The 9,707-nt window shown below is 55.3% G+C and carries 10 protein-coding genes and 1 pseudogene; 5 read left to right on the top strand and 6 right to left on the bottom strand.

Annotated elements, in window-relative coordinates:
* A pseudogene (locus RTY00_RS03585) lies at window positions 1-438 on the top strand (sodium-potassium/proton antiporter ChaA); the annotation flags it as partial.
* Between the two features lie 118 nt (window positions 439-556).
* Here the strand turns inward: RTY00_RS03585 and kdsA are convergent.
* Genes kdsA through hemA form a run of 6 tightly spaced genes read right to left on the bottom strand, consistent with a single transcriptional unit; the run spans window position 557 to window position 5,868 of the window.
* On the bottom strand, window positions 557-1,411 hold the full coding sequence (gene kdsA / locus RTY00_RS03580) for a 3-deoxy-8-phosphooctulonate synthase (protein ID WP_312663414.1): 855 nt from the start codon (window positions 1,409-1,411) through the stop codon (window positions 557-559).
* Window positions 1,412-1,441: 30 nt separating this feature from the next.
* A complete protein-coding gene (sirB1, locus tag RTY00_RS03575; RefSeq protein WP_008107665.1) occupies window positions 1,442-2,251 on the bottom strand; it encodes an invasion regulator SirB1 in 810 nt (269 codons plus the stop codon).
* A complete protein-coding gene (locus RTY00_RS03570) occupies window positions 2,248-2,646 on the bottom strand; it encodes a SirB2 family protein (protein WP_008107663.1) in 399 nt (132 codons plus the stop codon). Before RTY00_RS03570 ends, sirB1 begins: the two co-directional genes overlap by 4 nt.
* A 2-nt stretch (window positions 2,647-2,648) precedes the next feature.
* Window positions 2,649-3,488 carry a peptide chain release factor N(5)-glutamine methyltransferase gene (gene prmC / locus RTY00_RS03565; RefSeq protein WP_312663413.1) on the bottom strand — a complete coding sequence of 280 codons (840 nt, stop codon included), beginning with the start codon at window positions 3,486-3,488 and terminating at the stop codon, window positions 2,649-2,651.
* Window positions 3,488-4,570 (bottom strand): peptide chain release factor 1, encoded by a 1,083-nt coding sequence (gene prfA / locus RTY00_RS03560; protein ID WP_008107659.1) that lies wholly within the window; start codon window positions 4,568-4,570, stop codon window positions 3,488-3,490. Before prfA ends, prmC begins: the two co-directional genes overlap by 1 nt.
* Before the next feature lie 41 nt (window positions 4,571-4,611).
* Window positions 4,612-5,868: a glutamyl-tRNA reductase gene (hemA, locus tag RTY00_RS03555; RefSeq protein WP_312663412.1), complete on the bottom strand. Its 1,257-nt coding sequence runs from the start codon at window positions 5,866-5,868 to the stop codon at window positions 4,612-4,614.
* 216 nt (window positions 5,869-6,084) lie between these two features.
* Here hemA and lolB point away from each other — a divergent pair, with 216 nt between their 5' ends.
* The 4 genes from lolB to RTY00_RS03535 all read left to right on the top strand — a co-directional run.
* A complete protein-coding gene (gene lolB, locus RTY00_RS03550; protein ID WP_101764109.1) occupies window positions 6,085-6,708 on the top strand; it encodes a lipoprotein insertase outer membrane protein LolB in 624 nt (207 codons plus the stop codon).
* On the top strand, window positions 6,705-7,574 hold the full coding sequence (gene ispE / locus RTY00_RS03545; protein WP_312663411.1) for a 4-(cytidine 5'-diphospho)-2-C-methyl-D-erythritol kinase: 870 nt from the start codon (window positions 6,705-6,707) through the stop codon (window positions 7,572-7,574). Before lolB ends, ispE begins: the two co-directional genes overlap by 4 nt.
* Before the next feature lie 124 nt (window positions 7,575-7,698).
* Window positions 7,699-8,646 carry a ribose-phosphate diphosphokinase gene (gene prs / locus RTY00_RS03540; RefSeq protein ID WP_006118899.1) on the top strand — a complete coding sequence of 316 codons (948 nt, stop codon included), beginning with the start codon at window positions 7,699-7,701 and terminating at the stop codon, window positions 8,644-8,646.
* Window positions 8,647-8,873: 227 nt separating this feature from the next.
* Window positions 8,874-9,707: diguanylate cyclase (locus tag RTY00_RS03535; RefSeq protein WP_312663410.1), on the top strand; the 834-nt coding region annotated here is incomplete at its 3' end.

Here is a 9,707-nt window from a genome sequence, read left to right as displayed (position 1 = left end):
TGGCACACCGTATGGCTGATCGTGCATCTGATTGCGGTTATCGCCGTGACCAAAATGAACGCCAATCCGCTGGAAAGTCTGCTGACAGAACTGAATGCCCCAGCGCAGTTCACCGGTTTCCTGGTGGCGCTGTTGATCCTGTCACCGGAAGGATTGGGTGCGATTAGAGCGGTGCTGATGAATCAGGTGCAGCGTGCGATGAATCTGTTCTTCGGTTCGGTGCTGGCGACTATTTCACTGACGGTGCCTGCGGTGACCATTATCGCTACCCTGACCGATCAGCAATTGGTGTTTGGTCTTGAGCCGCCGCAGATGGTGATGATGAGCGCCGTGCTGATTCTGTGCCACATTTCGTTCTCAACCGGCCGCACCAACGTGTTGAACGGTGCCGCGCATCTGGCGCTGTTTGCCGGATATTTGTTGACGATTATGCTGTGAGTGCCAGGTCGCCATAAATGGCGACCCTACGGAAATCGTGCATGTTGTAGGGTCGCCATTTATGGTGACCAGCCAATAAAAAAGGCGCCATCGGCGCCTTTTTCACATCTGAAAACAATCAGTTGCTGGTGTCCAGCTCTGGGAAGCGCTTCACCAGATCGTCGATCGCTTTCATCTGCACCAGGAATGGCTCCAGCTTATCCAGCGGCAGCGCGGATGGACCGTCGCATTTCGCGCTGTTTGGCTCTGGGTGTGCTTCGATGAACAAGCCAGCAATGCCAACCGCCATGCCAGCGCGCGCCAGCTCAGCCACCTGCGCACGACGGCCGCCAGATGCAGCGCCGAACGGATCGCGCGTTTGCAGCGCGTGGGTAACGTCGAAGATCACCGGGCTATTTTGGGTGACGTTCTTCATCACATTGAAGCCAAGCATATCAACAACCAGGTTGTCATAGCCGAAGTTGCTACCGCGATCGCACAGGATGACCTGATCGTTACCGCCTTCAACGAATTTGTCATAGATGTTGCCCATCTGACCTGGGCTCACAAACTGTGGCTTCTTGACGTTGATGACCGCGCCGGTTTTCGCCATCGCTTCCACCAGATCGGTCTGACGTGCGAGGAAGGCCGGCAGCTGAATCACATCAACCACGTCAGCCACCGGCTGCGCCTGCGATGCTTCATGCACGTCGGTGATGATTTTCACGCCGAAAGCCTGCTTCAGCTCCTGGAAAATCTTCATGCCCTCTTCCAGGCCTGGACCACGATAGGATTTGATTGAAGAGCGGTTGGCTTTATCAAAAGAGGCTTTGAATACGTAAGGGATGCCGAGTTTGTCGGTGACCTTAACGTAGTGTTCGCAGATGCGCATGGCGAGATCGCGCGATTCCAGCACGTTCATGCCGCCGAAGAGAACGAATGGCAGATCGTTTGCGACCTTGATATCGCCAATTTTCACTACTTTCTGTGTCATGCCCTTTCCTTTCCTTTTATCGGGTAACGCTTAGTGCAGCGTTACCTGTTTCTGTTCAATTGCGTGAATCTGCACTTTAATCATTTCGCTGACCGGATCTTCAGGACATTGTTCAACGAAATAGGTCAAATCAGTCAGCGCGATGTGTTCACACTCTAATTGCGCGTAAATCAAACCACGGTCGCGAATCTCGTAAGGATCATCAGGATCGATCTGCAGCAGCACTTTGCTGACGTTCAGCGCCAGCTCCATCTGTTTCTCTTCCATCAGCGCGGATTTCAAGGTGTCGAGCATCTTGCGCATCACGTTGATGGTTTTGGCTTCGTCGAGATCATCGTTATACAGCTTGGCGGTTGGGCTGATGTTGCCCTTGAGCCACACTTCCAGCGTATGCGTATCCAGCGTTTCGCCGTTGAACGGGTTGATCAGCCACATTTCGCCATCTAACCAGTCGGCGCGCAGAATCAGCTGCGTCGGGAAAATCACTGGCATCAGCGGTAATTCCAGCTCATCGGCGATGTGCAGCAGAATCACGCCCAGCGACACTGCGGTGCCCTGACGGCTCTTCAATACTTTGTCGATCCACAGCGCGTCAGAGAGATTGTAGACGCCGCTGGCGCCACCAAATCCCCACTGACGATAGAACAGCTCCAGCAGCTTACCCAGCTGCAAATCGGCGTCCTGCTCGCTGCTGATGAACTCACGGGCTTCATCGACCATTGCCGCCAACTGTTGTTGCACAGAAGGCGCAGAAAAATCATTGCGTATGGCGCATGTGGCGCCAATCACCGCTTCACTCAACGGTGTTTCACTGTAATCGAGTTGCTCTGGCGAGGTCATACAATCCCCAATAACGGCATTTTGGTCATCGCCAGCTTAATCACAAACAGCAAAGCTACGATTGCAATCAGGAAGGCGATCCAACGTGTCCCCATTTTACGTGGGCGACGGCTCAATGCCACGGAACCTAAGGCGATGTAGATAATAACCGCTAACAGCTTCTCCGTCAGCCAGCTTCCTTGCGGTGTGAACGGATAAAAGTGCGTAATCATCACCAGCAGCGCACCGCTTAACAGCAAAAAGGTGTCGTTAATGTGCGGCGCAATGCGCACCCAGCGGCGCTGCAGCATCGCCGAGCCGGTGGTTTGCCAGTAGAAGCGCAGCAAAAACAGACAAATCGTCAGCGCGACGGTCAGCAAGTGAAAATGTTTAATGAGGGGATACCAGCTCGCCATCGTTATTCCTTGTTAAAAAATTGTCCTAGTGTGACGCGCGGATTACCGCTGTAATCGTCAACGGTGCTCACCGCCTGATAACTGAGCTGCGTCATGATGGCACGCACGGCTTCGCCTTGCTGCCAGCCATGTTCCAGCAGCAGCCAGCCGCCCGCGTGCAGCCAGTTCGGTGCGCTGTGAATGATGAAACGTAAATCGGCCAAACCCTGATCGTCTGCCACCAGCGCGCTCAGCGGCTCAAAGCGCACATCGCCCTGCTGCAGATGTTCATCGGCGGCATCAATATAGGGCGGATTGCTGACAATCAGATCAAAACGTTGGGCGGGAAGATCGCTGAACCAGTTGCTGAGGATGAAGCGGGCATTATCGATGTGCAGACGTTGCGCGTTGTCCTGCGCCAGTTCCACCGCTGCGGCAATACGATCGCAGCCGATAACCTGGCAGGTTGGCCGTTCGCTGGCCAGCGCCAGCGCAATCGCGCCGGTGCCGGTGCCTAAATCCAGCAGTGAAGTTGCAGTGGCCGGCAGATGCGCCAGCGCCTGTTCCACCAGCACTTCGGTGTCCGGGCGCGGAATCAGCGTGGCATCGCTGACGCGCAACGGCAGCGACCAGAATTCACGCTCGCCGACCAGATGCGCAATCGGCTCACCGTTGACGCGGCGCGCCAGCAGCGCATTCAGCTGTTCCTGCTGCTGCGCGTCCAGTTCTGCATCGTCAAAGGCGATCAGCCAACTGCGCGGTTTGCCCGTCACGAAACCCAGCAATATTTCCGCATCGCGCTTCGGGCTGTCGCCGCCACAGAGCGCTACCACAGCCTGCTGTAGCCAGCGACGGATGATCATTAGTCCTGTCCAGCCAGCGCGGCCAGCTGATCGGCTTGATACTCCTGCACAATCGGCTCAATCAGGGAATCCAGCTTGCCTTCCATCACCTCGTCGAGACGATAAACCGTCAGGTTGATGCGGTGATCGGTGACGCGGCCCTGCGGGAAGTTGTAGGTGCGGTTACGATCTGAACGGTCGCCGCTGCCGAGCAGGTTACGACGCGTAGAGGCTTCTGCGGCATTACGCTTCGCCGTTTCCGCCGCGTGAATACGCGCGCCCAACACCGCCAACGCTTTGGCTTTGTTTTTGTGCTGAGAACGTTCGTCCTGACACTCCACCACAATACCGGTTGGCAAGTGGGTGATACGAATGGCGGAATCGGTGGTGTTAACGTGCTGACCACCGGCACCGGAGGAACGGAAGGTGTCGATTTTCAAATCGCCGGCGTTGATTTCCGGCATTTCCGCTTCTGGCAGTTCCGGCATCACCGCAACGGTACAAGCTGAAGTGTGAATACGGCCCTGCGATTCGGTTTCAGGCACGCGCTGGACGCGGTGACCGCCGGATTCAAACTTAAAGCGGCCATACGCGCCATCGCCGATGATGCGCGCGATCACTTCTTTATAGCCGCCGTGCTCACCTTCGTTGGCGCTGATGATCTCCACCTGCCAGCGACGCGCTTCGGCGTAACGGCTGTACATACGGAACAGATCGCCGGCAAAAATCGCCGCTTCATCACCGCCGGTGCCGGCGCGCACTTCGACAAAGCACGGACGTTCATCGTCGGGATCTTTCGGCAGCAGCAGCACTTGCAGCTGTTGTTCCAGCTCTTCACGCTTCTCGCGTGACAGCTTCAATTCTTCCTGCGCCATCTCGCGCATTTCCGGGTCTTCCAGCATCATTTCGGCAGTTTCAACATCTTCCTGCACCTGCTGCCATTCGCGGAAACAACGGGTGACGTCGCTAAGCTGGGCATATTCGCGTGATAACGCACGGAAACGATCCTGATCGGCAATCACGCCGGCATCGCCCAGCAACGCTTCCACTTCCTCGTGGCGTTCCTGGAGCGCTTCCAGCTTGGCAACAATAGAGCTCTTCATGTAATAGCGGGTATCCCAGTGATAGGTCGTGACTGACCAGATTACTCTAAACCGAGGCTGTCACGTAAGATCTGCAGGCGTTCGCTGTCGCCATCGCGCGCGGCCTGCTGCAGTGATTTGGTTGGTGCATGAATTAAACGGTTGGTCAGCTTGTGCGCCAACTCTTGCAATACTTTTTCGGCGTCAGCGCCCTGCTGCAGCGCGGCCAGCGCGCGTTCCTGTAACTCGGCGCGCACCTGATCGGCCTGCGAGCGGTATTCACGAATGGTCTCAACCGCGCTTTGCGCGCGCAGCCAGGCCATAAATTCGCCGCTCTCCTGCACCACAATGCTTTCGGCCTGCACGGCGGCGGCTTTACGCTGCGCCATGTTCTGCTCGATGATCGCTTGTAGATCATCAACGCTATAAAGATAGGCGTTCGCCAGCTTACCCACTTCCGGCTCGACATCGCGCGGTACGGCAATATCCACCAGCAGCATCGGCTGATTGCGACGCGCTTTCAGCGCGCGCTCCACCATCCCTTTACCGATAATCGGCAGCGGGCTGGCGGTGGAAGAGATAATGATGTCGGCATCGGCCAGACGCGTTTCGATATCGCCGAGGCCAATCACTTCTGCCCCGACTTCATCGGCCAGCAGCTGCGCGCGCTCGCGGGTGCGGTTGGCAATCATCAGCTTCTTAACGGAGTGTTCGCGCAGATGACGCGCCACTAACTCGATGGTTTCACCGGCGCCGACCAGCAGCACGTTAACGGTGCTAAGCGATTCAAAGATTTGACGCGCCAGTGAACAGGCGGCGAAGGCGACGGAAACGGCGCTGGCGCCAATCTCGGTTTCGGTGCGGACACGCTTGGCCACCGAGAAGGTTTTCTGGAACATGCGCTCCAGTTCACTGCTCAGCGCATGGTCGCGTGACGAATCAACAAAGGCTTTTTTAACCTGACCTAAAATCTGTGGTTCACCCAACACCAGTGAATCCAGCCCGCTTGCTACACGCATCAAATGGCTGACCGCCGCGTTATCCTGATGCCAGTAGAGGCTGTTGCGCACATCCTCTTCACGCAGGTCGTGATAGTCACACAGCCAACGTACCAGCGTCTCCTGCAGGTCGGCTTGCTGCTCTACACTGAGGTAGAGTTCCGTACGGTTGCAGGTCGAGAGGACCACGCCGCTCTGCACCATCGGCTGGGACAGCAGGCTATTCAGCGCCAGTTCCAGCGTGTCTGGTGTAAACGCAACGCGTTCGCGTAGCGCAACAGGTGCAGTTTTGTGGTTGATTCCGAGTGCAAGCAGCGTCATGTGATTCGGGTTGGGATATCCCAATAGTTGTCAGGGTTTTGTGCAGCGCATTCTACAAGATGCCACAGGTCAAGAAAAGCCATACAAAGCCTATGACTGTAATAAGATTAAACTGATCGTGCGCAATTATTGCCATAACAGCATTGACGGCTTACATGCGGATGGTTAGCGTTACCGGTTACGAAGTAAAAACGTGTCTGAGGAGATGACCACGTGATGCATTTGCCCCCGCGCAAGTTACTGCGCCTTTTACCCCTTGCCAGCGTGTTACTGGCTGCATGTACCATTAACAAACCACAAGGTCCGGGCCCAAGCACCACGTCACCGCAATGGCAACAGCATCAACAAGCCGTGGCGAAAATCAGCCAGTATCAGACGCGCGGTGCGTTCGCGTACCTGTCGGATAAGCAAAAAGTGTATGCGCGCTTTAACTGGCAGCAAACCGCTGCCGATCGCTATCGTCTGCTGTTAACCAATCCGCTCGGCAGCACCGAGTTGCAGCTGGATGCGCAAGGTTCCGTGGTGCAGATCGTTGATAACAAAGGCAAGCGCTACGTCAGCAACGATGCCGAGAAGATGATTTCACAGCTCACCGGCATGGATATCCCGCTCGCCAACCTGCGTCAGTGGATGATGGGCTTACCGGGCGATGCCAGCGATTATCAGCTGAATAACAATTACCAGCTGCAAAGCCTGAACTACAGCCGTAACGGTCAGCAGTGGAAAGTGAACATTTCTGATTACGACAGCAAAGTGAATCCACCGCTGCCGGCGAATCTGGAGCTGTCTGAAGGCGGCCAGCGCATCAAATTACGCATGGATAGCTGGACCACCCAATGATCACCACGTGGCCCGCGCCAGCAAAACTGAATCTTTTTCTGTACATCACTGGCCGTCGTCCTGACGGCTACCACAATCTACAAACGCTGTTTCAATTTCTCGATTACGGTGACACGCTGGAAATAACGCCAGACAGCAGCGGCAAGATTACGCTGCTGACGCCGCTGGATGGCGTGCCGGATGACGAGAACCTGATTGTGCGTGCCGCACAGGCGTTAAAAACCTTCGCCGCCGCGCGTGGCACGCTGCCTGCGCAAGCCGGTGCGACCATCGCGCTGGAGAAGGTTTTGCCGATGGGCGGCGGGCTTGGCGGCGGTTCATCGGATGCGGCAACGGTGTTAGTGGCGCTGAATCATCTGTGGCAAACCGGGTTAAGCGTTGCTGAGCTGGCAGCGATTGGCATCAAGCTGGGCGCGGATGTGCCAGTGTTTATTGGTGGTCACGCGGCCTTTGCTGAAGGCGTGGGCGAACTGTTGCAGCCGGCTGAACCGGCAGAAAAATGGTATCTGGTGGCGCATCCGGGCGTGAGTATCGCAACGCCGGATCTGTTCCGCGATCCCGATCTGACGCGCGATTCACCAATCCGCACATTAGATGAACTGTTACAGCGTCCTTTTCACAATGATTGTGAGGCTGTGGCAAGAAAACGTTTTCGTAAGGTTGATGAGCTGCTTTCCTGGCTGCTAGAATACGCGCCGTCGCGCCTGACTGGGACCGGAGCTTGTGTGTTTGCTGAATTTGACACCGAATCCGACGCACGTCAGGTGCTGGAGCTTGCCCCGAAATGGATTTGCGGATTTGTGGCGCGCGGGCTTAACCTCTCGCCGTTGCAGCGCACACTTTCTGGGCTAAAAGCGTCTACGTGACAGTGTCACACGTTCCAGACATTGCATGTTGCGCATTAACACACCCGTATGAACATGCTCTTTGGTATTCGCCGGTTACTCTAGAGCCGTTCATTCTCTGGACGCCAAGCCTGAGGTTCTTCTCGTGCCTGATATGAAGCTATTTGCTGGTAACGCCACCCCGGAACTAGCACAACGTATTGCCAACCGCCTTTACACTAGCCTCGGAGACGCCGCTGTTGGCCGTTTCAGTGATGGTGAAGTAAGTGTACAGATCAACGAAAATGTACGCGGTGGTGATATTTTCATCATCCAGTCCACCTGTGCCCCCACCAACGATAATCTGATGGAGCTGGTTGTGATGGTCGACGCTTTGCGTCGGGCTTCTGCTGGTCGTATTACTGCTGTTATTCCTTACTTTGGCTATGCGCGTCAGGATCGCCGTGTGCGTTCTGCTCGTGTACCGATCACCGCCAAAGTGGTTGCCGATTTCCTTTCCAGCGTGGGCGTTGACCGTGTTCTCACCGTTGACCTGCATGCTGAACAGATTCAGGGCTTCTTTGATGTCCCGGTGGATAACGTCTTCGGCAGCCCAATCCTGCTGGAAGATATGCTGCAAATTGGCCTGGAAAATCCAATTGTGGTTTCCCCAGACATCGGTGGCGTAGTGCGTGCCCGCGCCATCGCCAAACTGCTCAACGATACCGATATGGCTATCATCGACAAACGCCGCCCGCGCGCGAACGTTTCTCAGGTGATGCACATAATTGGTGACGTTGCGGGTCGTGACTGTGTACTGGTCGACGATATGATCGACACCGGCGGTACGCTGTGCAAAGCGGCTGAAGCGTTGAAAGAGCGCGGCGCGAAACGTGTCTTCGCTTACGCCACTCACCCAATCTTCTCTGGCAACGCGGTGGAAAACCTGCGTAAGTCGGTGATTGACCAGGTGATTGTCTGCGATACCATTCCGCTGTCTGAAGAGATGAAATCTCTGCCAAACGTGCGTACTTTGACGCTGTCTGGCATGTTGGCCGAAGCGATTCGTCGTATCAGCAACGAAGAATCAATCTCCGCGATGTTTGAGCATTAATTCATCGCGTGAAACCGGGCCTTGTGCCCGGTTTTTCTTTGTTCACTGTCCTAAACCTGACTCACCGATTAAGCCACTTTCGCCGCTGATATTTGCGCGATAAATTTCGTTAAATCTCGCTATTCTCGCTGCCATCCACTCTTTTCCCGCAACTCGCATTGCCGCCCTTTAGCGCTCCATTAATTAATGGTATTTTCTTCCCCACTTTTTCAAGAGCTCCGACCACTATGACTCTCGACATCTACACACTGTTTGTTTGCGAGCTCTATGTGCTGGGGTTTTTAAGTATCATTTTGGTTTTTGCCTGGGTTGGCGCGCAGTACGATCGCGTATTGGGCTGCACCACGCTGGCGCTGGTTTTAACGTTGGCCGCGGTATTCCTCAGTAGCTTACGCAGCGCAGGATTCCAGTTTTTACCGGTGGCGGTCGGCAACATCATGCTGCTGCTGGCGTATGGCAATCTGCTTAATGCCTTCCGCATCTTCTGCGGTAAAACCATTGGACTCAGCTGGTTAGGCGGCGGTTTATTGTGGGCGATTCTGTGTCTTTTCCCCGAGTTTTATCACAGCCAGCCGAAGCGCGTGCTGGTGGTTTGCCTGCTGTGCATCATCTATACCGGCGCGCTGATCCGCTTGTTGTGGCGCGTGCGCGCTTCGTTAACCGTCACCTTCTGGCCGGCGCAAATCCTGCTGTGGATTCATTTGCTGTTCCATGTGGTGCGTATCTTTCTGGATGATGCGGTGGCAACGCCGGTGCGCGGTGCGATTGGCGGCTCCAGCTTCTCGGTTTATGTGATTCTCGAATCAATTCTGTTTGTTATTGGTCTGAGCTTCACCATTCTGGCGATGGTGAATGAGCGCACGCAAATCGCCCACAAACTGGCATCAATGCTTGATCCGCTTACCAGCGTGTGGAATCGTCGCGCGCTGTTTGAGCAGGCAGATAAAATGGTGCTGCGCAGCGTGCGACAATCACAGCAATTTGTTTACAGCGCGGTGCTGTTCGATCTGGACCACTTCAAAAGCATCAATGACCGTTTTGGCAATCAGCAAGGCGATCAT

Source organism: Pantoea sp. CTOTU49201 (assembly GCF_032054795.1).
Taxonomy (GTDB): domain Bacteria; phylum Pseudomonadota; class Gammaproteobacteria; order Enterobacterales; family Enterobacteriaceae; genus Pantoea; species Pantoea symbiotica.
Note: the sequence above shows the minus strand (reverse complement) of the source record. Positions and strands in the feature narration are given on the sequence as shown.